Consider the following 18,877-nt stretch of genomic DNA (forward strand, 5'->3'; position numbering starts at 1 on the left):
GGTCCCGGTGGCCGCCGCGGCGGCCACCGGGACCGTGTACATCGCCAGTGACTCCACCGCTCAGACGTACAACTCCCGTTACTACCCCCAGGCCGGCTGGGGGCAGAAGCTGTCGTCGTTCCTTAGCTCGAACATCACCGTCGCCAACCATGCGATCGGTGGGCGGAGTTCGCGGTCGTTCATCGAGCAGGGGCGGCTGGCCGCGATCCATCAGGTGATCAGGGCCGGTGACTACCTCTTCGTGCAGTTCGGGCACAACGACGCGACCGTGGGCAATCCGGAGCGGTACACGTCTCCCGCCGACTACAAGGAGTACCTGCGCAACGACTACATCCGGGCGACCCGGGCTCGGGGCGCGACCCCGGTCGTCGTGACGCCGGTGTCGCGGCGCTCGTACAACGCGTCGACGGGGAAGTTCAACGTCTCCTTCCCTGCGTACGTGGACGCCGCGAAGGCGGTCGCGCGGGAGGAGGGGGCTCCGCTGGTCGACCTCGCGGCGGCCAGCCGGGTCTACCTCGACGGGGTCGGGATCGAGGGGTCCAAGGGGATCTTCCTGTGGCTGGCCGCGGGGCAGTACCCGAACTTCCCGAACGGGGTCCAGGACAACACCCACTTCCAGGAGCGGGGCGCGGTCGAGATGGCCCGGCTGGTCTCCCGGGCCGTGGCGGGGCTGGGGCTGCCGATCTCGGGAGAGGTGGTGCCGGGCGTCCGGTAGGGGCCGGTTAGCCTCGGTTGACCGGACAGAATTCCGGACGAGATTGCCCACGGGCTTCCGGATGGGATTCCGTCCGGGATTCCGTCCGGAAGCAGCATCAGGAGGCAGTGATGGCGAAGGTACCGGCCGCGGCGGTGGCCGCGGGTGGGCTCATCGGTGGGTACGGGGTCGCCCGCTGGACCGGGAAGCGGCAGCTCGGCGGGGCCGTACTCGCCGTCGCCGGGGCCACTGCCGCGCGGCAGTGGCGGCAGCAGGCCGGTGGGCGTGCCGCCAGTGCGCTGACCGTCGCGTACGTCGCCGGGTTCGCCGGATCGCATCCGCTCGCCAAGAAGGTGGGCGCCTGGCCTGCGGTGTTCGGTGTCGCCGGGGCCGTGGCGCTGGCGTCCTGGGCGGTGGCCGACCGGCGCGGCTGAGGGCGTGTCCCTTCTTGCTCCTTCTCCTTTCGGGGCCGTCCCGGGGAGGGCCGGACCCTTATCCCACCGGCGCTCCCCGGAACGCTCTCCGGTAGGCCTGCGGGCTCGTTCCCACGACCCGCTTGAAGCGGTCGCGGAAGGCCGTCGGTGAGCCGAAGCCCGTCTGGACCGCGATCCGTTCGACCGGGTGGGTCGTGGTCTCCAGGAGGTGCTGGGCGCGGCGCACCCGCGCCAGATGCAGCCACTGCAGGGGCGTGGTGCCGGTCTGCTCGCGGAACCGGCGGTTGAGCGTACGGGCGCTCGTGCCCGCCCGGGCCGCGATGTCGTCCAGGGTCAGGTCGCGGTCGGAGTGCTCCTCCAGCCAGCTCAGCAGGGGTTCCATCGTCGTGCCGGCCGGGGCCGGCGGCTGGGCGTGGACGATGAACTGGGCCTGCCCGCCCTCCCGTTCGAGCGGCATCACGGACATCCGGGCCGCGTGCGCGGCGACGGCCGAGCCGTAGTCCAGGCGGATCATGTGCAGGCACATGTCCATCGCCGCGGCGGCGCCCGCCGAGGTGAGGAACTGGCCGTTGTCGACGTAGAGGACGTTCGGGTCGACCGTCACCTTCGGGTACATCGCCGCCAGGTCCGCCGCCGCGATCCAGTGGGTCGTCGCCCGCTGTCCGTCCAGCAGACCGGTGGCGGCGAAGATGAACGCGCCGACGCAGATCGACGCGATACGCGTCCCGTTCGCCGCCGCCGCGCACAGGGCCTCGGCGACGCCCGGCGGCAGCGGCACGGTCGGGTCGGCGGTGCCCGGCACCACGATCGTGTCGGCCTCGGCCAGCGCCTCAAGCCCGTATGGCGCCCGTACGTTGAACGGGCCCGCGCTGACCTCCTCCGCCACCGAGCAGACCTTGACCCGGTAGGGCGCGCGGCCGTCCGGCAGCCGGGCCCAGTTGAACGTGTCGATCGGTGCGGAGAGGTCGAACGGGATGACCTGGTCCAGCGCCAGTACGGCCACTGTGTGCATGGCAAAAGGGTAGGGGTAGCGCGGGTTCTGGCCAACAGGGGGTATCGGCGGCCTGGAGGCCCATGTGACCCCGGCAGGGCCTGCCGGCAGGGCCGGCGAGGCGGCTGGCGAGAATCCGTTGAACCCTGGCAATACCGCCACTTCCACAAGATCCGGTACGCCGCCTACCGTCCCCTCGTGACCAAGTTCTTCCTCGTTCTCCATGTCCTGGCCGCGATCGTCGCCGTCGGGCCCGTCACCGTGGCGGCCAGCATGTTCCCGCCCGGCGCGCGCCGCGCCCTCGCCGATCCGGAGGACCAGCGGGCGGCGGAGACGCTACGGCTGCTGCACCGGATCTGCCGGGTGTACGCGGGCCTCGGCATCGCCGTTCCCGTACTCGGTCTCGCCACGGCCATGAGCATGGGCGTACTCGGTGACGCCTGGCTGATCGCCTCGATGGCCCTGACCGGGATCGCGGCGGCGGTCCTGCTGGCGCTGGTGCTGCCGCGTCAGGAGGAACTCCTCGAAGCGGTGGAGTCGGCGGCCGGGGCGGACGCGACCACCGAGGTCACCGCCACCACCGAGGTCGCCACCGGCGCCGGCGCCCCCATGGGCGCCACGGACACCACCACATCCACCGGCGTCGCCGCGAACCCCCGCGCCACCGTCCGGCTCGCCATGTTCACCGGCATCTTCAATCTGCTCTGGGCCACGGTCACGATCCTCATGATCGTGCGCCCGGGTTCAACGACGGGCGCCTGACCGCCGAGGAGCCGCCGCCCGTTCCCGAGGACGCTCCCGACGAGGAGTGGGAGAACACCAGCCCGTCCGTCGAGTCTCCCGTGTCCTCCCTGAACTGGCGGGCGACGGACGCGACGACGAGTACCCCCGCCGCCATCACGAGCGTGGAGAACGCCCAGGTCAGAGGCCACAGGGACGCGTCCGGCGGCTCGGGGTTCGTGCGGAACGAGAGGTACATGAGTGTCGCCGGGGGCGCCGCCACCACCAGCAGGGGCCAAGCGAGGGCGTCGCGGCGGCCGAAGTACACGGCCAGCAGGAGCAGGGTCACGGCCAGGGCCGCGACGCCGAGGACGGACACCGGGGTCGTCTCGGTCGTCGAACCGGGTGACTCGGGGCGGTTGCGCAGATCCCAGGGCAGGCAGAGAAGGTACGCCGCCGAGGACAGGGCGGCACCCAGCAGGCGGGTCAGCCAGCGTTCCGTCCAGGGGCGCTTCGACAGCAGGCCCAGCAGCTTCTCGGTCATGGGGGTCATGGGAACGAGAGTTCCTCAGACGCACATGGGGCCGACAGAGTACGCGTACTCAGATCGCTGGGCCCTTCCGCCCAGCCGCCCAGCCGCCCAGGCGACCGCATGGCAACACAGCTGTGCAGCCGTACAGCGGGGGCGCACGACCGGTCCGTACGCCTCGCCCGCGGCCTAGACTCCCAGGTCATGAAGGGACTGCTGCTACGGCTGTCGGCCCTCGACGCGGACGCTGCGGCGGCGCTGCGGGTCATCGCGCACTTCGAGGCGCTGCTCGGGGCCGGGCGGCTCGACACCGAGTCGCTCGTACGGTCCACGGCGGGGCTGGCCGAATGTCCGGCGGGCCTTGAGGTGGGCGGGCGTGTGGTGCGGTTCGGGCCGGCCGGGACCATACCGGCGGGGCCTGTCGGCACGGTCTCCGGGAGCGCCGAGTTCGCGCCGGGCGGCCGGGTGTGGCTGGAGCGGGCAGGGGCGCCGGGGCCCTTCGACGAGCTGGTGCTGGAGTGGATGGCCATCGCCGCGGGCGTCGTACACGGCGGCCGGGAGCAGGACAGCGCGCCCCATCAGGTGGCGGACCCGGCGCTGGTCGAGCGGGTGCTGTCGGAGCGCGAGGCCGTCGAGGACCGGGCGCGGGCGCTGCGCCTGCTGGGCCTGGTGCCCGAGCAGCCGCTGCGGGTGGTCGCCGTCGCCGGGGCCTCCTCGGTGGCCGTGCTCGGGCGGCGCGAACTGCGTCCCGGTGTGCGGGTCGCCGCGGTCGGGCCGCTCGCCGTGGCGCTGGCGCCGGGTGCCGATTCGGCCGCCGACGAGTTGCGGGCGTTCTTGCGTGAGCACGGTGCCGAGGGCGTACGGATCGGGGTCGGCGGCAGTGCTCCCGCCCTGGACGCCGGGGTCTCCTGGGCGCAGGCGCGGCTCGCGCTGCGGTTCGCCGTCGATGTGGCGGGGCTGCCCGACGAGGCCGTCGTCGACCACGACACCCTCGGGCCGGTGGCGCTGCTCGCCGACATCCCCGTGGACCGGCTGCGGGCCCAGCCCGACGTACGCGCCCTGGCCGAACTGGCGGAGGGCAAGGGCGGCCCGGCGGCCCTTGCCGCCCTGACCGCCTTCCTGCGCACCGGCTCCCTCCGCCACGCCGCCACCGACCTCCACCTCCACCACAGCTCGGTCGCCGCCCGCCTGGCAGGAGTCGAAACAGCACTGGGCTACCGCCTGAGCGACCCACGGGACCGCTTCAGGGCCCAACTGGCGTTGTACGCGATGCGATTGGCGGACGAGAGTTAGGGCGCCTGGCGCCGCGTCAGAGCCACGGCGCCACCAGCGCTTTTTTTGGGGGCGCGGGGAACTGCGCAAGAGCCACGGCGGAACCGGCGCTTTTCAGGGGCGCGGGGAACTGCGCGACCAGCGACAGCACACCCGCACCTGACAAACGACCTGCCCTCCCCGCCCCACCCAGCGGAGCGCTACCGCAACGCCCTCCGAAGCACAGCAACCGCCTCCGCCGCATCCCTCTGGGAGACCTCCGCGTGCGTGACCATCGCCGAGCCATGGAACGTCCCCGGGAACAGATGCAACTCCACACTCACCCCGGCCGCGAGCAGCGCACGCGCATAGTCGATGCCCTCGTCCCGCAGCGGATCGAACTCCATCACCGAGATGTACGCGGGCGGCAGCCCCGCGAGCTGCTCGGCGCCGGCCCGGGCGGGAGCCGCGTAGACCGGGACGTCGGGGCCGCCCGGCACCCCGCTGCCCAGGTAGGCGTCCCAGCTGATGATCGCGTTGGGCCTGTTCCACAGGGGCGTATCGGTGAAGTCCCGCATGCTGGGCGTGTCGAGGCGGTCGTCGAGTTCGGGTATGCCGAGGTACTGGAAGACGATCGCGGGCCCGCCCCGGTCACGGGCGAGCAGCGCCAGACCGGCCGCGAGACCGCCGCCCGCGCTGATGCCGAAGAGGGCGATCCTGGCGGGGTCGGCACCGAGTTCGGCGGCGTTCTTGGCGATGTGGACGAGTCCGGCGTACGCGTCTTCGAGGCCGGCCGGGTACGGGTTCTCGGGGGCGAGCCGGTACTCCACGGAGAAGACGGCGGCGCCCAACTCCCGTGCGAGCGCCACGTTGACGCCGTGGTCGAATTCGACGCTGCCCAGCATGAAGCCGCCGCCGTGGATGTCGTAGATCACCGGGAGCGGGCCCTCGACGCCCTGTGGGCGGTAGCCGCGCAGGAGGACGTCCGGGGCGCCCTCCGGCCCGGGCGCCACCACGTCGAAGACGTCCACGCCGGTGGCGTCCACTTCCTCAAGGGCCGCGGTGATGCCGACGAGCATCTCGGCCCGGGCGCCTTCGAGGTCCGAGGTGTCGGCCCTGGGCAGCATGGGCACGACCGCGGCAAGCTCCGGGTCCAGGGGGTAGGTCGTCATCTCGTCCTCCGATTCGACGCGCGTTCCCGTGGTCGTCGCGGCTCTGCGCCGTCACGTCGCTGCGTCGTTCCGGAAACGGTGACACGGCGCATCCTCGCAGGTCACCCGACGGGCGTCGGGGAATCCGGGAGGGCTGCCCGACAGCCGTACGGGCCTGTGCCCACGGGCGGCCGGTTCAGCGAGAGGCCGCGGTCCGGCTCCGGTCGTGAGGGGGCCGTCAGGCGGACGGCCAGCTTCGCAGGGCCATGTCGGCCACCAGTTGCAGTTCGTCGCGGGTGGTGCCGCCGGCAGCCTGGACGGCGATGCCGTTCGCCACGGTCATGAGGTAGCGGGCGAGTGCTCCGGGATCGGCGTCGCGGGACAGGTCGCCCTCGTCGACGGCCTGCTGGAACCGGTCGCGGAGGAGGGCGACGTGCTCGTTGCGCCAGACGACGAGGGCGTCGCGGGCGCTGCGCCCCGCGTCGCCGGCCGCGAGGGAGCCCTGGACGCCGAGGCACCCGGCGGGGCAGCCGGGGCTGGTGGTGGCCCGAACCGAACCGGCGAGGAACGCGGTGGCCACCTGCCGGGCGGTCGGCTCCCGCATGGCCCGGGCCCCGTACGAGGCGGGGCCTTCGGTGTAGCGCTCCAGGGCCTTGCGGAACAGGTCCTCCTTGTTGCCGAAGGCCGCGTACATGCTGGTGCGGGTGATGCCCATGGCGTTGGTCAGGTCGGTGAGGCCGGCGCCTTCGTAGCCCTGCTCCCAGAAGACCCGCATGGCCTGTTCGAGGGCCGCGTCGGCGTCGAACCCTCTCGGCCGGCCGATCGGTGCCTTCTGTCGCGTCGCCATGCGGGCAACCATACCTCTTCCGTACCGGTCGGTGCAGATGTGTTACGTTCTCGTTCGGCGCCGATCAGTACCGATCGGTACTGAAATTCGTGGAGGTAGTCGCCATGGGACAGCTCGAAGGCAAGACCGCCGTCATCACCGGCGGCGGCACCGGGATCGGCCTGGCCACCGCCGTACGGCTGGCAGGCGAGGGCGCACACGTGTTCATCACCGGCCGGCGCAGGGCCGAACTGGACAAGGCCGTGGCTGCCATCGGCCCGGCAAGGGCCACCGCGGTGGCGGGTGACATCTCCGACCTGGCCGACCTGGACCGCCTGTACGACGCGGTCCGCGCCCGCGGCCAAGGCCTGGACGTGGTCTTCGCGAACGCCGCCGCCGCGTCGTTCGCGACACTGGAGGAGGTCACCGAGGAGCACTTCGACCAGACCTTCGGCGTCAACGTGCGGGGCACGTTGTTCACGGTGCAGAAGGCGCTGCCGCTGCTCAACGAGGGCGCGTCGGTGATCCTGAACTCGTCGGTGCGCGCCGACGACGGTGTCGCGTCGTTCGGCACGTACGCGGCCTCCAAGGCGGCGATCCGGTCCTTCGCCCGGACCTGGGCCAACGAGCTCAAGGACCGGAACGTCCGGGTCAACGCGATCTCCCCGGGCACGATCGACACTCCTGGGCTCGATGCCGTGGTCGACACCCCGGACACACCCGTCACCAAGTCACAGTTCGCCGCGGGGGTCCCACTGGGCCGGATCGGGCGCGCGGACGAGGTCGCCGACGTGGTGGCGTTCCTCGCCTCCGAGCAGAGCACCTTCGTCCTCGGAGCCAACCTGTACGTCGACGGCGGTGAGAACCAGATCTGACCCGCAGACGAACCCGCGCACCCCGCGGAGCGCTACGCCCCCAACGCCCTCGACACCGCATAGATCAGAAGCCCCGCCAACGAGCCGACCACCGTGCCGTTGATCCGGATGAACTGCAGGTCACGCCCGATATGCGCCTCGATCTTCTTCGAGGTGTGCTCGGCGTCCCAGCCCGCGACCGTGTCCGTGATGAGCGAGGTGATCTCGTCGCGGTAGGTCGTCACGACGTACACCGCGGCCCCCTCGACCCAGCCGTCGACCTTGGCCTGGAGCTTCGCGTCGGTGGCCATCCGCGCGCCGAGCGAGAGCAGCGAGGCCCGTACGCGCAGCCGCAGTTCACTGCGCTCGTCCTCCGCCGCGGACACGATCATCAGCCGTACGGAGGACCAGGCGGACGCGATCAGGTCCTGGACCTCGCCGCGGCCGAGGACCTCCCGCTTGAGGTTCTCCACCCGGGCGCGGGTGTCGGTGTCGGACTGGAGGTCGGAGGCGAAGTCGGTGAGGAAGCGGTCGAGGGCGCCGCGCGCCGGGTGGGCGGGCATGTCGCGCATCTCGGTGACGAAGCGCAGCAGTTCCTTGTAGACGCGCTCACCGACCCGCTTGTCGACGAACCGCGGGGTCCAGCCGGGGGCGCCACCCTGTACGGCGTCCATCACCTGGTCGTTGTGGAAGACGAGCCAGTCGTGGGCGCGTACGCAGATCAGGTCGACGACCCGCCGGTGGCCGCCGTCCGCGACGACCTTCTCCAGCATCTTCCCTATGCCGGGGGCGATCTCCTGGGCGTCGGCCCGCCGGTTGATGGCCTCGCCGACGACGGCCTGCACGTCCGAGTCGCGCAGCACGGCGAGGGCGCCGCGCAGGGCGGTGGCCAGCTCCGCGGTCACCCGGTCGGCGTGATCCGGATCGGCCAGCCAGGTGCCGAGGCGGCTGCCGATGCCGACGGCCCGCAGCCGCTGCCGTACGACGTCCCGCGAGAGGAAGTTCTCCCCGACGAACTCGCCCAGGGAGACGCCGAGCTGGTCCTTCTTCGTGGGGATGATCGCGGTGTGCGGGATGGGGATGCCCAGGGGATGCCGGAACAGCGCGGTGACGGCGAACCAGTCGGCGAGCGCGCCGACCATGCCGGCCTCGGCGGCAGCCGCGACATAGCCCGTCCAGGCGCCCGCGCCGGAGTTCCCGGCCCACTTGGCCAGTACGTAGACGACGGCGACGAACAGCAGCAGGCCCGTCGCCGTGAGTTTCATCCGGCGCACCCCGCGGAACTTCTCCTCGTCCGCGGGGCTGAACGAGTTCATCGCGCGCCCGGGCACCGTGCGGTTCGCCGCACCGCCGGGCCGGGCATGCTGCCCTTCGGGCCCCGCTCCATCCGTTTGATCCGCTTTCGCGCTTTCCATCCGCTCCACCCGTTCCCTGTCCCCCACACACATTGTCCCAACCTGACCGACTACTGGAACGGAACAGGAGTTCCCGGCGTCTTGCCGGGCGGGGCCAGAAAAAATGGATACGGGCGGCGGGGGCAATGGGGGCCCTGTCTGCTTCCCCCCACGCCATGCCTCATCATGGGGTCATCACATCGGAGCCTCGGGCTCCCACTGCCCGAGGAGACTTGCACCGCATGACCAAGCGTCACGGTTATGCCTTGCTGGCCGCGATCGTCGCCGTAGTCGTGGTCATCTCAGCCGCCATATACGTCGGGGTCGCCGCCGACGACGGCGAGGAGAAGCCGCTCGTGGGCGGCGGCACGCCACACAACTCGGCGGCCCCCGCGTCCGTCGGCACCTGGGTCGGCGCCTGGTCGGCGTCCCCGTCCGGGGCGGAGCCCGGCACCGAGGCCAACGGAATGGCGGGCCGTTCGGTTCGCAACGTGGTGCACGTCGGCGTCGGCGGCTCCGCGGCCCGGATCACCCTGTCCAACCTCTACGGCCAGCAGCCGCTCAGCATCACGCACGCCTCGGTCGCCGTCGCGGCCACCGCGAACAACCCGGCCGCCGCTGCCGGCACCATGCGCCGCCTCACCTTCCGCGGCAGCCCGTCGGTGATCGTGCCGGCCGGGCAGCAGGTGGTCAGCGACGCCGTGCGCCTGCTCGTCCCGCACGACACGGACGTGCTGGTGACGACGTACTCGCCGACCCCGTCCGGGCCGGTCACCATCCACCCGCAGGCGCGGCAGATCTCGTACACCGCCGAGGGCGACCTCACGGAGGACGTGACAGGCACCGCGTACACCGGGCAGACGCCGTACTGGCGTTATGTGACCGCGCTGGACGTGCTGAGCAACGAGTCGGACGGCACGGTCGTCGTCATCGGCGACTCGCTCACCGACGGCTCGACCTCGTCCGTGGGCCAGAACCGGCGCTGGACGGACGTCCTCGCCGACCGGCTGCGCGACAACTCGGACGGGCCGCGCTACAGCGTCGTCAACCAGGGCATCAGCGGAAACCGCGTCCTCGGCAGCGGCCTCGGCCGGCCCGCCGAGAACCCGAGCGGTCTGATCCGCTTCAACCGTGACGTGCTCGGCCGTACGAACGTCAGGGCGGTCGTGGTCGCCCTCGGCGTCAACGACATCCTCCGTACGCCCCAGCAGACCGACGCGAACAAGATCACCGCCGGACTGCGCGAACTGAGGCGCCTGGCCCACGCCCGGGGCCTGCGGGTCGTCGGGGCCACGCTGATGCCCTTCCAGGGCCACCGCGGCTACCGCCCGCACCTGGAGGACACCCGCCAGGCCGTCAACGCCCAGATCCGCGCCGGCAAGGTCTACGACGCCTACGTCGACTTCGACAAGGCACTCCGCGACCCCTACAACCCCCGCCGCCTCCGCTCCGACTACGACTCCGGCGACCACCTCCACCCCAGCGACAAGGGCTACAAGCGCATGGCGGAAGTCTTCAACCTGAACGACCTGAAGGGCTCGGCCCCGGCGGAGCTGTGATCTTTCAGGGGCACGAGGGTTGCGCCCCTTGCTTTCAGGGGTGCGAGGGCAGCGCCCCTTGCTTTTAGGGGCGCGGGGAACTGCGCACCCAGCCACGACGGACCCGCACCCGACAACCCACCCGCGGAAGCACTCGGGCTAGGGCAAGGGCTCGGGATCGGTCCCGGGATCAGTCCCGGTCCCGGTCCCGCCGGTCGTCCCGCCGCTCGCGGCGTTCCTCCCGCCGAGCCTCCCGATGCTCCCGCATCAACTCCCGGTGCTGCTCCATCGCGGCCCGGTGAATGGACCGCGCCTCATCCAGCGAGTCCCGATGACCCAAGTCGCCGGAGCCGGAGCCCTCAAGGGCCCGGCGCCGGGACTCCTCCAACTCCTCCTGCCGCGCGGCCTTCCGCTCCAGCTTCTCCAGCCGCCGCTCCTCCTTCTGCCGGAGCCGCTCGGCCTTCGTCACCTTGCGCTCGACACCGACACCGCCCCAGAAGGCGAACCCGGTGACGACGACACGCGGGGCGCCGGGGTCGCCCTCGACGCCCTCCTCACTGTGGTCGAAGCCGCCCATGACGCCGATGCCGCGGACGAGGACCTCGACGCCGGGCGGCACGATCACACTCATCCCGCCCATGATCGCGACGCAGTTGACGACGACCTCGCCGTCGGCGAAGTTCGCCTCGCGCAGGTCGATGACACCGCCGCCCCAGAACGCGAAGGAGTTGAACCGCTTCGGCATGGTCCAGCGCCCCTTGCGCTCGAACCCGCCCAGGACAGCGACACCCCACCGGGACGAACCGTCACCGCCGACGATGCGGCCCGCCCAGCCGCCCGCCCCCGCGGGCTGCTTGACCATGGAAACGGTGGGAACGGGAGGCGGAGTCACCCCGGGCGCGGGCAGATCCCGCGTGATGGGCGCCAACTCCTTGTACGTACGCGCCTTGTACGTCGCCTCAAGACGTTCCTCGAACTCCTCCATGTCGAGGCGCCCCTCCGCGACGGCGTCCCTCAGCACTTCGGCGACCTGTTCACGATCGGCGTCGGAGGCGCGCAGTTCGGGAAGCCCGTCGGGATGTTCATCGGGGAGTTCGTCCGTCATGGACAGAAGCCTACGAGGTTGCCTTCTCCGCGTACATGCGGCTGATGACCGCCTCGATGTCCGGCTCCCGCACCGACAGGTCCACCAGCGGATACGCGGCGGCGATCCGCGCCACGAGCGGCGCCGCCGACTGGGCCGCCGGGAACGCGAGCCACTGCCGCGGCCCCTCGACCTTCACCACCCGCGCCGACTCGACCTCGATGGGCGGGAGTTCACGCTCCAGGTCCACCACGAGCGTCCGCTCGCTCTCGCCGATCTCGTGCAGCCCGGTCAGCGGCCCGTCGTACATCAGACGCCCGTGGTCGATGACCATCACGCGCCGGCACAGCTGCTCGATGTCGGTCAGGTCGTGGGTGGTGAGCAGGACGGTGGTGCCCTGCTCGGCGTTGAGGTGCCGCAGGAACTCCCGCACCTTCGCCTTGCTGATCACATCGAGCCCGATCGTCGGCTCGTCCAGGTACAGCACCTCCGGATCGTGCAGCAGCGCCGCCGCGATGTCCCCGCGCATCCGCTGCCCGAGCGACAGCTGCCGCACGGGAACGTCCAACAGCTCGGCCAGTTCGAGGAGTTCGACACACCGGTCGAGGTTCTCGGCGTACCGCGCGTCCGGGATCCGGTACATGCGGTGCATCAGCCGGTACGAGTCGATCAGCGGAAGGTCCCACCACAGGGTCGTACGCTGCCCGAACACCACCCCGATGCGGTGCGCGAGCCGGGTGCGCTCGCGCGAGGGGTCGATGCCCGCCACCCGGAGCCGTCCGCCGCTCGGAGTCAGGATCCCCGTGAGCATCTTGATCGTGGTGGACTTGCCCGCACCGTTCGGCCCGATGTAGCCGACCATCTCGCCGCGCGCCACGGCGAAGGAGATCGAGTCGACCGCCCGCACCTGCCGCCGCTCGCTGCGCATGAAACCGGTCTTCTTGCGTACGTCGAAGACCTTCTCCACGCCGTCGAGGCGAATGAAGTCGTCGCCGTGATCGTCGGCGGGGCCGAAGTCCTTCTGTGTGTCCGTCTGCGTGTCCATGTGCGGCTAACTCCCCGTGCTCCGGTACGAACGAAGACCCGCGCGCCAGGCGACCCCCGAGAGCGCGCAGCAGACGACCGCCACCAGCGGCGGCAGGAACGCGACCCACTCGGGCAGGTCGAGCGGGTACGGCAGGTCCAGCACGTACAGCGCGGGCACCCAGTTGACGAAGGCCAGCGGCACCACGAACGTCACCCCGCGCACCAGGTCCTTCGCGAAGACCGTCGGCGGATACTGCAGCAGCGTGGTGCCGCCGTACGTGAAGGAGTTCTGCACCTGGGACGCGTCCTGCGCCACGAACTGGAAGGCCGCGCCCGCCACGAACACCGACGCGAAGATGGCGGCCCCGCTGACCACCATCACCGGCATCATCAGCACCTTCAGCGGGGTCCAGGAGATGTCGACCACGACGAGCGCGTACCCGAGGACCAGCAGCCCCTGTGTGATCCGGCCCAGCCTGCGCAGCGCGAAGCGGTCCGCGGCGACCTGTGCGAGCACCGGCGCGGGCCGCACCAGCAGCGTGTCGAGCGTGCCGTCGCGCACCCGCTGCCCGAGCCGGTCCACCGAGCCGAGCGCCAGATCGGTGAGCCCGAACGCGGCGCTGGACAGCCCGTACAGGAACGCCACCTCGCCCAGCGAGTACCCGCCGAGCTCGTCGACCCGCGAGAACATCAGCAGGATCGCCACGAAGTCGAGCGCGGTCCCCGCGAAGTTGCCGAAGACCGTCATCGCGAAGGACGCGCGGTACGCCATCGTCGAGCGGATCCACATCCAGGCGATCAGCCGGTAGGCCCGCAGCCCGTCCACCACCCGCGAGCGACCGGTCGGCGGGAAGCCGCGGTGCGCGTCGTGCCTCTCCTGAGCCTGAAGGTCAGCCACCCTGGACCACCACCCTGCGCGTCGCCGCCGACTGGACCATGCGCCCCACCGCGAGCAGCCCGACGGCCCAGGCGGCCTGGAAGGCGTACGTACGCCACAGCGCGAAGCCGGTGCGCTCGCCGAGCAGTACGTCCGCCGGGGCCTGGAGCAGCGCCGACCAGGGCAGCGCCCGGGCCAGCTCGCCGAGGGCGCCCGGGAAGACGTTCAGCGGCAGCGTCATCCCGGAGAAGAAGAGCCCCGCGAGCACGGCCAGCTGCTGCACGCCCGCCCCGTCCATGAACCAGAACGCCAGCAGCGCCACGAGATAGCGGATCGCGAAACTCACCAGGAGACCGAGGACGACGGCGACGAGGAACGCCAGCCAGGTCCCGGCGTCGGCCGGCAGCGCGAGATGGAACACGAGCCCCCCGAACGCCATCGGCACCACACCACGCCCCAGCAACTGGAACGCGGACCGCCCCACGTCGGCCGCCAGCCACCACATCTGGAGGTCCGCGGGCCGGTACAGGTCGATCGCGATGTCACCCGTACGGATTCTCTCGATCAGCTCGTCCTCGAAACCGCCGCCCATCACCGCGACCGCCGCGAGCAGCCCCTGCCCGAGCCACACGTACGTCACCGCCTGGGACTGGTCGTACCCGCCGAGGCCAGGCCTTTCGTCCCACAGCGCGATGTACGTGTACGCCAGGATCAGCCCGAAGACGGTGTTGGTGAACACGCCCGCGGCGGTGGCCACCCGATAGGTCGCGTACCGCCGGAACGCGCCCGCCGCGACGGCCGTGTACAACCGCCAAGTCCCCACGTCGGGCCCCCTTCGACCGGTCCGAGCCAAAACGCAGGAGCCTAGTCCCGGGGCCGTACCGCGTGCCACGCATTTTCTCTGCAGGACGCGTGCCACGTGCCGGGAACGAATCGCCGGGTGCGACAGTCTTCAAGGAGGGGCGCACAAGGCGTACGAGGGCGTACGAGACGTATGACGCGAAACGGGAGTCCGGCACAACATGAACGACCAGCCGCAGCCGCAGCAGCCGAGCGAGGGCTGGGCACCGAGGGAACCGGGACCCGCCGCAGCGGCGGCACCGGAGACACCCGGCACACCCGGCAAGAAGCCCAAGCGCCAGAAGCGCACCGGATGGGGACGGCTCATCCCGACCTGGCGGATGGTGCTCGGCACGGTCCTCACCGGGCTCCTGCTGCTCATCGGCCTGTTCGCACTCGGCTACTACCTGGTGAAGATCCCGGCCGCGAACTCGGCGGCGATGAAGCAGAGCAACGTCTATCTGTACTCGGACGGCAGCCAGCTCGCCCGTGACGGCGAGGTCAACCGGGAGAACGTGACGCTGGCGCTGATCTCCAAGGACGCCCAGCACGCGGTGCTGGCCGCCGAGGACCGCGACTTCTACAGCGAGTCGGCGATCGACCCCAAGGCGATGATCCGCGCCGGCTGGAACACCGCGACGGGCAAGGGCAAGCAGTCCGGCTCGACGATCACCCAGCAGTACGTGAAGAACTACTACCTGGCCCAGGAGCAGACGGTCACCCGGAAAGCGAAGGAGTTCTTCATCGCGATCAAGCTGGACCGCGAGAAGAGCAAGGACGACATCCTGGAGGGCTACCTCAACACCAGCTACTTCGGCCGCAACGCGTACGGCATCCAGGCCGCCGCCCAGGCCTACTACGGCGTCGACGCCAAGGACCTGACGGTCGGCCAGGGCGCCTACCTGGCGTCGCTGCTGAACGCGCCGAGCGAGTTCGACGTCGTGGCCCACCCCGAGAACAAGCCCGCGGCGCTGGCCCGCTGGAACTACGTCCTCGACGGCATGGTCAAGAAGAAGTGGATCACCGCGTCCGAGCGCTCGGGCATCAAGTTCCCCGAGCCCAAGCAGACGGTGATCGCGGCCGGCATGTCCGGACAGCGCGGCTACATCGTCAAGGCCGTCAACGACTACCTCACCGACAACAAGATCCTCGACGAGGACGAGCTGAACGCCGGCGGCTACCGCATCACGACCACCCTGCAGAAGCCCAAGCAGGACGCCTTCGTGAAGGCCGTCAACGACCAGGTGATGGAGAAGCTCGACAAGAAGGACCGCAAGGTCGACAACTACGTCCGCGCGGGCGGCGCCTCCATCGACCCGAAGACCGGCAGGGTCCTCGCGATGTACGGCGGCATCGACTACACGAAGCAGTACTACAACAACGCGACCCGCCGGGACTACCAGGTCGGCTCCACCTTCAAGCCGTTCGTGTTCACCGCGGCCGTGCAGAACGACTCGACCACGCAGGACGGCCGCACGATCACCCCGAACACCGTCTACGACGGCACCAACAAGCGCCCCGTACAGGGCTGGGAGGGCGGCACGTACGCCCCGGAGAACGAGGACCAGGTCTCGTACGGGCAGATCTCGGTCCGCACCGCCACGGACAAGTCCGTGAACTCCGTGTACGCGCAGATGGCGGTGGACGTCGATCCGGAGAAGGTCGAGAAGACGGCCGTCGGCCTCGGCATCCCGTCCGACACCCCCGACCTGACGGCGTCCCCGTCGATCGCGCTCGGCCCGGCCACGGCCAGCGTCCTCGACATGGCGGAGGCGTACGCGACCCTCGCCAACCACGGCAAGCGCGGTACGTACACGATGATCGACAAGATCACCAAGGACGGCTCGGACGTGGTGGACCTGCCCGGGCGCAAGACCTGGCAGGCCGTGAGCCGCGAGGCCGCCGACACCACGACCTCGGTCCTGCAGAGCGTCGTCGACGGCGGCACCGGCACGGCCGCGCAGGCCGCCGGACGGCCCTCCGCGGGCAAGACCGGCACGGCGGAGGAGGACCAGGCGGCCTGGTTCGCGGGCTACACCCCGAACCTCGCCACGGTCGTCGCCATCATGGGCCAGGACCCCGACACGGGCGCGCACAAGTCGCTGTACGGGGCGCTCGGGCAGCCCCGCATCAACGGCGGCGGCTACCCGGCGCAGATCTGGGCCCAGTACACGAAGGCCGCTCTGAAGGGCACCTCCGCCCAGGAGTTCGACCTGCGGCTCCAGGACGGCGCGGAGGAGCAGCAACTCCCGCCCGCCGACCCCGACGAGGACCAGCCGGGCACGGACGCCGGCCAGGACAACGGCGGCACCACCGGCGGCGAGGAGACCCCCGCGACCGAGGGCCAGACCGGCGGCACCACCACGGACGGCGGCACGACCGGCGACGGCGGGACGACGACCGACGGCGGCACCACGGGCGACGGAGGCACGACCACCGGAGGCGCGACGACGGGTGGCGGCACCGGCTTTCCCACGGGTGGCACCACCACGGACGGCGGCACCACCGACGGCGGCACGACGGAGGGCAGCACCACGGACGGAACAGGGGGCGACGACGGGGTCACGGGGACGAACTTCGGCGGCTTCCCGTAGTTCGGAGGCCGCCGCAGTTCGGGGCCCCGCGCGCCGTCCCTCAACGTCCGGGGGTCAGTGACCGGAGGTCGCCTTCAGCCCCACCACGGCAACCAGCAGCAGACAGACGAAGAAGATCCGGGCGGCGGTCGTGGGTTCACCCAGCACCGCCATGCCGAACACCGCCGCCCCGGCCGCGCCGATGCCGACCCAGACGCCGTAGGCGGTACCGATGGGCAGCGTCTTCGCCGCGTACGACAGCAGGAACATGCTGGCGACGATGCCCGCACCGGTGAGAACGCTCGGCACGAGCCGCGTGAAACCGTCGGTGTACTTCATACCGATCGACCAGCCGACTTCCAGCAGACCGGCGACGACAAGCAGGACCCAGGCCATGAGGCACCTCCGTGAACGGATCAACAGGCGTTGATCAACAGGGGTGCGTCGTCTTTTCGAGTCCCGGTACGGCGCGTCTCGTCGGGGTCCTTCCAAGGTAGCAAAGGCCAAGCAAAAGGGGCTGGTGACTACGGTCACCAGCCCCCTGCTCTGCTTTCGGCCTCTGTTTCAGAGGTACAGGCCGGTCGAGTCCTCGGAGCCCTCGAACCGGTCCGCAGCCACGGCGTGCAGGTCCCGCTCACGCATCAGCACGTACGCGGTACCGCGCACCTCGACCTCGGCAAGGTCCTCCGGGTCGTACAGGACGCGGTCGCCCGGCTCCACGGTCCGTACGTTCTGCCCGACCGCGACGACCTCGGCCCAGGCGAGCCGCCGGCCCACGGCCGCCGTCGCCGGAATCAGGATGCCGCCGCCGGAACGGCGCTCGCCCTCGGCGGTGTCCTGCCGCACGAGCACACGGTCGTGGAGCATCCGGATGGGCAACTTGTCGTGATGGTTCTTCTCGCTCACGTCTCGAACCTACCTGCCTTCACACGGTTCGTACGTACGTGGGGTGCGACCGGGGATGGGCTCGCGGGTGCGGGCGGGGTGACGGCGGGTCAGCCCCTGCGGCGCCTGGTGCTCAGGGTGAGCAGTCCGACGACTCCGACCACGACGAGGGCGACGGGCACGATGCGGTCAAGACGCGGCGCCCCCTCCTCCGTCACGAACTGCCCCTTCACATCGCCGACGACGCGGTTGACGCCGACGTAGGCGCGCCCGAGCGTGTGGTCGACGCTCGACGCCACCTTGGCCTTGGCGTCCCCGACGATGGTCTTCGGGTGCACCCGCACACCGATCTCGTCGAGCGTCTCGGCGAGAGTTTCGCGACGGCGCTTGATGTCCGCCTCGATCTGCGCCGGAGTCCTGGTGTCCGGCGTGCTCGACGTGTCCGACACGCGCTGCCTCCGTGGTCGTGGTCGTTTCTTCCCGTGGCCTGTTCTCTTCGGCCTTTTCTCTGGTCGACAGTCTGTCAGCTCCGCGCGCCGCGCACCGCCCGGCACCCCCATTACGCTCGGGTGCGAATCCACCACCTCGCAAGGAGACCGAACGAGATGACCGAGCGACTCCAGCCCGGCGACACCGCCCCCGCCTTCACCCTGCCCGACGCCGACGGCAACGAGGTCTCCCTGGCCGACCGCAAGGGCCGCAAGGTCATCGTCTATTTCTACCCGGCCGCCCTCACCCCCGGCTGCACCAAGCAGGCCTGCGACTTCACGGACAACCTCGAGCTCCTCGCCGGCGCGGGCTACGACGTCATCGGCGTCTCCCCCGACAAGCCCGAGAAGCTCGCCAAGTTCCGCGACAAGGAAAACCTGAAGATCACCCTCCTCGCCGACCCCGAAAAGACGGTCACCGAGTCCTACGCCGCCTACGGCGAAAAGAAGAACTACGGCAAGACCTACATGGGCGTAATCCGCTCCACGATCGTGGTGGACGAGGAGGGCAAGGTCGAACGGGCGCTGTACAACGTCCGGGCGACGGGGCACGTGGCGAAGATCATCAAGGACTTGGGGATCTGAAACCCTGAGGTCCGGCTCCCCGCATTACCTGCATCAGAACGGCCCGCACCGCAACAAGCGGCGCGGGCCGTTCCACGTTCGGACGTGACCATCCGATAAGCGGTTCGTTACTCCGTACGGGACTGCGAACAGGCAGT

Annotated in this window: 20 protein-coding genes and 1 riboswitch; of the genes, 8 read left to right on the forward strand and 12 right to left on the reverse strand. The window is 70.7% G+C overall.

The features are described 5' to 3' along the window. Together AOK17_RS08990 and AOK17_RS08995 are read left to right on the forward strand one after the other, a co-directional pair. The coding region (locus tag AOK17_RS08990; protein ID WP_055611818.1) for a rhamnogalacturonan acetylesterase at nt 1-715 on the forward strand (715 nt) is incomplete at its 5' end. A 110-nt stretch (nt 716-825) separates the two neighbouring features. Continuing rightward, nucleotides 826-1,128 carry a hypothetical protein gene (locus AOK17_RS08995; RefSeq protein WP_055611819.1) on the forward strand — a complete coding sequence of 101 codons (303 nt, stop codon included), beginning with the start codon at nt 826-828 and terminating at the stop codon, nt 1,126-1,128. Nucleotides 1,129-1,186: 58 nt separating this feature from the next. Here AOK17_RS08995 and AOK17_RS09000 read toward each other — a convergent pair whose 3' ends face one another. Beyond that, nucleotides 1,187-2,140: a GlxA family transcriptional regulator gene (locus AOK17_RS09000; RefSeq protein ID WP_055611820.1), complete on the reverse strand. Its 954-nt coding sequence runs from the start codon at nt 2,138-2,140 to the stop codon at nt 1,187-1,189. 177 nt (nt 2,141-2,317) lie between these two features. On the opposite strand from AOK17_RS09000, the gene AOK17_RS09005 reads away from it, so the two are divergent. Continuing rightward, entirely contained in the window at nt 2,318-2,881 is a 564-nt protein-coding gene (locus AOK17_RS09005) for a protease (protein ID WP_055611821.1), read from the forward strand. Here AOK17_RS09005 and AOK17_RS09010 read toward each other — a convergent pair. Continuing rightward, on the reverse strand, nt 2,844-3,392 hold the full coding sequence (locus AOK17_RS09010) for a hypothetical protein (protein ID WP_342671492.1): 549 nt from the start codon (nt 3,390-3,392) through the stop codon (nt 2,844-2,846). The two genes, AOK17_RS09005 and AOK17_RS09010, sit on opposite strands and share 38 nt — an antisense overlap. A 180-nt stretch (nt 3,393-3,572) precedes the next feature. On the opposite strand from AOK17_RS09010, the gene AOK17_RS53530 reads away from it, so the two are divergent. Then, entirely contained in the window at nt 3,573-4,661 is a 1,089-nt protein-coding gene (locus AOK17_RS53530; RefSeq protein ID WP_055611822.1) for a PucR family transcriptional regulator, read from the forward strand. A 179-nt stretch (nt 4,662-4,840) separates the two neighbouring features. On the opposite strand, the gene AOK17_RS09020 is transcribed toward AOK17_RS53530, so the two are convergent. Further along, nucleotides 4,841-5,791: an alpha/beta hydrolase gene (locus AOK17_RS09020; protein WP_055611823.1), complete on the reverse strand. Its 951-nt coding sequence runs from the start codon at nt 5,789-5,791 to the stop codon at nt 4,841-4,843. A gap of 217 nt (nt 5,792-6,008) precedes the next feature. Further along, nucleotides 6,009-6,617 carry a TetR/AcrR family transcriptional regulator gene (locus AOK17_RS09025; RefSeq protein WP_055611841.1) on the reverse strand — a complete coding sequence of 203 codons (609 nt, stop codon included), beginning with the start codon at nt 6,615-6,617 and terminating at the stop codon, nt 6,009-6,011. A gap of 104 nt (nt 6,618-6,721) precedes the next feature. Here AOK17_RS09025 and AOK17_RS09030 point away from each other — a divergent pair, with 104 nt between their 5' ends. After that, complete coding sequence (locus AOK17_RS09030) at nt 6,722-7,471, forward strand: SDR family NAD(P)-dependent oxidoreductase (protein ID WP_055611824.1); 750 nt, start codon at nt 6,722-6,724, stop codon at nt 7,469-7,471. A gap of 32 nt (nt 7,472-7,503) precedes the next feature. On the opposite strand, the gene AOK17_RS09035 is transcribed toward AOK17_RS09030, so the two are convergent. Continuing rightward, entirely contained in the window at nt 7,504-8,865 is a 1,362-nt protein-coding gene (locus tag AOK17_RS09035) for a DUF445 domain-containing protein (protein WP_055611825.1), read from the reverse strand. Nucleotides 8,866-9,086: 221 nt separating this feature from the next. Here AOK17_RS09035 and AOK17_RS09040 point away from each other — a divergent pair, with 221 nt between their 5' ends. Further along, complete coding sequence (locus AOK17_RS09040; protein WP_055611826.1) at nt 9,087-10,403, forward strand: SGNH/GDSL hydrolase family protein; 1,317 nt, start codon at nt 9,087-9,089, stop codon at nt 10,401-10,403. A gap of 169 nt (nt 10,404-10,572) precedes the next feature. Here the strand turns inward: AOK17_RS09040 and AOK17_RS09045 are convergent, their stop codons facing one another. From AOK17_RS09045 to AOK17_RS09060, 4 genes are all read right to left on the reverse strand, one after another. Further along, nucleotides 10,573-11,487 (reverse strand): DUF1707 SHOCT-like domain-containing protein, encoded by a 915-nt coding sequence (locus tag AOK17_RS09045; RefSeq protein WP_055611827.1) that lies wholly within the window; start codon nt 11,485-11,487, stop codon nt 10,573-10,575. A gap of 10 nt (nt 11,488-11,497) precedes the next feature. Beyond that, nucleotides 11,498-12,511, reverse strand: coding sequence for an ABC transporter ATP-binding protein (locus tag AOK17_RS09050; protein WP_055611828.1), 1,014 nt, complete (start codon nt 12,509-12,511; stop codon nt 11,498-11,500). A gap of 6 nt (nt 12,512-12,517) precedes the next feature. Next, on the reverse strand, nt 12,518-13,321 hold the full coding sequence (locus AOK17_RS09055; protein WP_245697065.1) for an ABC transporter permease: 804 nt from the start codon (nt 13,319-13,321) through the stop codon (nt 12,518-12,520). A 61-nt stretch (nt 13,322-13,382) separates the two neighbouring features. Further along, complete coding sequence (locus tag AOK17_RS09060; protein WP_055611830.1) at nt 13,383-14,192, reverse strand: ABC transporter permease; 810 nt, start codon at nt 14,190-14,192, stop codon at nt 13,383-13,385. A gap of 199 nt (nt 14,193-14,391) precedes the next feature. On the opposite strand from AOK17_RS09060, the gene AOK17_RS09065 reads away from it, so the two are divergent. After that, a complete protein-coding gene (locus tag AOK17_RS09065) occupies nt 14,392-16,803 on the forward strand; it encodes a transglycosylase domain-containing protein (RefSeq protein WP_107102335.1) in 2,412 nt (803 codons plus the stop codon). Between the two features lie 54 nt (nt 16,804-16,857). Here AOK17_RS09065 and sugE read toward each other — a convergent pair whose 3' ends face one another. The 3 genes from sugE to AOK17_RS09080 form a co-directional block, all read right to left on the reverse strand. Continuing rightward, nucleotides 16,858-17,178: a quaternary ammonium compound efflux SMR transporter SugE gene (gene sugE, locus AOK17_RS09070; protein WP_055611831.1), complete on the reverse strand. Its 321-nt coding sequence runs from the start codon at nt 17,176-17,178 to the stop codon at nt 16,858-16,860. Nucleotides 17,179-17,220: 42 nt separating this feature from the next. Beyond that, nucleotides 17,221-17,290, reverse strand: a riboswitch (guanidine-III (ykkC-III) riboswitch). A gap of 56 nt (nt 17,291-17,346) precedes the next feature. Next, on the reverse strand, nt 17,347-17,649 hold the full coding sequence (locus AOK17_RS09075) for a GroES family chaperonin (RefSeq protein ID WP_055611843.1): 303 nt from the start codon (nt 17,647-17,649) through the stop codon (nt 17,347-17,349). 128 nt (nt 17,650-17,777) lie between these two features. Continuing rightward, the gene (locus tag AOK17_RS09080; RefSeq protein ID WP_055611832.1) at nt 17,778-18,116 is read right to left on the reverse strand and encodes a DUF3618 domain-containing protein; all 339 of its coding nucleotides are present in this window, start codon (nt 18,114-18,116) and stop codon (nt 17,778-17,780) included. 156 nt (nt 18,117-18,272) lie between these two features. Here AOK17_RS09080 and bcp point away from each other — a divergent pair, with 156 nt between their 5' ends. Further along, on the forward strand, nt 18,273-18,740 hold the full coding sequence (gene bcp / locus AOK17_RS09085) for a thioredoxin-dependent thiol peroxidase (protein WP_055611833.1): 468 nt from the start codon (nt 18,273-18,275) through the stop codon (nt 18,738-18,740). Nucleotides 18,741-18,877: the final 137 nt, after the last annotated feature.

Source organism: Streptomyces phaeochromogenes (assembly GCF_001418655.1).
GTDB classification, from domain to species: Bacteria; Actinomycetota; Actinomycetes; order Streptomycetales; family Streptomycetaceae; genus Streptomyces; species Streptomyces phaeochromogenes.

Coding starts and splice junctions, on each gene's coding strand:
- AOK17_RS08995 (WP_055611819.1), top strand. CDS start 826: ATGGCGAAGGTACCGGCCGCGGCGGTGGCCGCGGGTGGGCTCATCGGT.
- AOK17_RS09000 (WP_055611820.1), bottom strand. CDS start 2,140: ATGCACACAGTGGCCGTACTGGCGCTGGACCAGGTCATCCCGTTCGAC.
- AOK17_RS09010 (WP_342671492.1), bottom strand. CDS start 3,392: ATGACCCCCATGACCGAGAAGCTGCTGGGCCTGCTGTCGAAGCGCCCC.
- AOK17_RS53530 (WP_055611822.1), top strand. CDS start 3,573: ATGAAGGGACTGCTGCTACGGCTGTCGGCCCTCGACGCGGACGCTGCG.
- AOK17_RS09020 (WP_055611823.1), bottom strand. CDS start 5,791: ATGACGACCTACCCCCTGGACCCGGAGCTTGCCGCGGTCGTGCCCATG.
- AOK17_RS09025 (WP_055611841.1), bottom strand. CDS start 6,617: ATGGCGACGCGACAGAAGGCACCGATCGGCCGGCCGAGAGGGTTCGAC.
- AOK17_RS09030 (WP_055611824.1), top strand. CDS start 6,722: ATGGGACAGCTCGAAGGCAAGACCGCCGTCATCACCGGCGGCGGCACC.
- AOK17_RS09035 (WP_055611825.1), bottom strand. CDS start 8,865: ATGGAAAGCGCGAAAGCGGATCAAACGGATGGAGCGGGGCCCGAAGGG.
- AOK17_RS09040 (WP_055611826.1), top strand. CDS start 9,087: ATGACCAAGCGTCACGGTTATGCCTTGCTGGCCGCGATCGTCGCCGTA.
- AOK17_RS09045 (WP_055611827.1), bottom strand. CDS start 11,487: ATGACGGACGAACTCCCCGATGAACATCCCGACGGGCTTCCCGAACTG.
- AOK17_RS09050 (WP_055611828.1), bottom strand. CDS start 12,511: ATGGACACGCAGACGGACACACAGAAGGACTTCGGCCCCGCCGACGAT.
- AOK17_RS09065 (WP_107102335.1), top strand. CDS start 14,392: ATGAACGACCAGCCGCAGCCGCAGCAGCCGAGCGAGGGCTGGGCACCG.
- sugE (WP_055611831.1), bottom strand. CDS start 17,178: ATGGCCTGGGTCCTGCTTGTCGTCGCCGGTCTGCTGGAAGTCGGCTGG.
- AOK17_RS09075 (WP_055611843.1), bottom strand. CDS start 17,649: ATGCTCCACGACCGTGTGCTCGTGCGGCAGGACACCGCCGAGGGCGAG.
- bcp (WP_055611833.1), top strand. CDS start 18,273: ATGACCGAGCGACTCCAGCCCGGCGACACCGCCCCCGCCTTCACCCTG.